Origin of the sequence: Gelidibacter sp. (assembly GCF_035577925.1) — a bacterium.
Taxonomy (GTDB): Bacteria; Bacteroidota; Bacteroidia; order Flavobacteriales; family Flavobacteriaceae; genus Gelidibacter.
In genome coordinates this window covers 1-1,586 of the sequence record NZ_DATJCY010000121.1, presented here as the reverse complement: position 1 = coordinate 1,586, position 1,586 = coordinate 1, and the positions used below count along the sequence as shown (strand labels likewise).

At 31.2% G+C, this 1,586-nt stretch carries 3 protein-coding genes; all 3 read right to left on the bottom strand.

What is annotated here, in order from left to right; translation table 11 throughout:
- Positions 1 to 668, bottom strand: a 668-nt coding sequence (locus VNJ50_RS04225; RefSeq protein ID WP_325579365.1) for a hypothetical protein, incomplete at its 3' end; no start/stop codon positions are given.
- Positions 655 to 990: a phage baseplate plug family protein gene (locus tag VNJ50_RS04220; RefSeq protein WP_325579363.1), complete on the bottom strand. Its 336-nt coding sequence runs from the start codon at positions 988 to 990 to the stop codon at positions 655 to 657. The genes VNJ50_RS04220 and VNJ50_RS04225, both read right to left, overlap by 14 nt.
- Positions 987 to 1,586: phage baseplate protein (locus VNJ50_RS04215; protein ID WP_325579361.1), on the bottom strand; the 600-nt coding region annotated here is incomplete at its 5' end. The genes VNJ50_RS04220 and VNJ50_RS04215, both read right to left, overlap by 4 nt.

Below are 1,586 nucleotides of genomic sequence, written 5' to 3'. Positions count from 1 at the left end.
ATCGCACTTATTAAACCCGTTCTGAAATTCAACTCAACGCTTTCATATTCTGTTTTATTAATGTTATCAATATAAAGCATTTCATTGTTAGATAAAATAACTTCACCATTTATCGGCCTTAATTTACGTGTAACAAAGTTAGTAACAACGGTAACAATATCGTCTGAATCTATATAGTCTCCGTCTTCATCTGTCAAATAAACTTCTTTTAGTGAAGATGCACCAGATAATGGCAAGCCGCAAAAATCAGCTATACCCTTTAAAACATCATAATAAGTTGAACCAACCTTATATGAAATAGAAATATTTACTTTTTCTAGTTGATATTCTGCTCCTCTTTGGGCATTGCAAAACAAATGCAATACAATATCATTACTTTGTGTGTACTCTGGATAAGCTCTTGCAATTTGGCCAACAAATATATTTCCAACTTGTCCATTTTCGTGGCCAACTTTAAAAACAACAGCAGCACCATTATTCATTATCTCTTTAATTGTGTCGTCATTTGGGTTATAAATTGAAAATCTTGCATAGTTTTTATAGTAATGCGTCGATTTATAAACAGTAAAATCAAAATGCAAGTCTTTAATTACATAGCCCTTAGATGTATCATTCCCATCTTTGAATGAACCAACAAATAGTTCTGCAACTCTTTTAAAAGAAGCCATCTATTTCGCTCCATTCTTCATTAGTACCGTATACAAGTTGAAAAACACTGCCAAAGTTATCATAAGTTATAATATTTTCTTCTGAAGATTTAATCTTTAACACCCTAAAATTTCCATTAATTAGTTTGTTATTAATTGGCAAAAGGTTACTATCAGGCAGCAACTTAATAGAAAGAACTTCTGTTTCTGTATTGTCTAAATCAACATACCAGGATGAATCCCTAATATTCCATTCAAAATAAAAGTTTATTACAGCTTCGCCCACGTTAACAGATAGCGACTGCCTCGAGCTTAAGGAAGGATTAAAAGGTATTATTTTCATCTTATAAACCTTGGATTTATTTTTTCAATAATTTTATTTACTTCTTTTGTTTCTGCTGATTGCATCCCGTTTATTTTTTCGCTTGCTGTCATCTTGTTTACATCTGTATCCATATTTTTTGGTGGAACATATCCAGCATCATAAAACTTATAGTCAACTGTTTGTTGTGATAACGAAACAATAAAAATTTCTTCCAAAGTAACGTTAAATAAAATTGATTCTCTGCTCTTTTCATCTCGTGCCGAACTTATATTTGTAATAATCATATTATCAAATGTATGTAATGATGTTATAAGCTTAACGGGCTCCATTTTATCAGCCAATTCTTTTAATTTATTAAAATATTTTAGCGCTCTATTTTCTAACTTTTGACTAAAGTCTAGTTTTTCTATTTCAACTTTTCTCTCTCTGTTTAATTTATATGAAATAGGGTGATTAGTAAACATCCCTTTGATTGGAACCTTCATTGGCTCTTTTCTTACATGGTCGCTTATCTTAACTCCGTTTTGCATCGGGTGCTTACTTAGCGTATAAGAAGCTTCAAACTCTTCTGAAATAAAAAGGTCAAATGGTAATCCTTGAATGCCTAAATCGAC

What these genes read in the sequence shown, in the direction of transcription:
- VNJ50_RS04220 (WP_325579363.1), bottom strand. Translation starts at nt 990, where the DNA reads ATGAAAATAATACCTTTTAATCCTTCCTTAAGCTCGAGGCAGTCGCTA.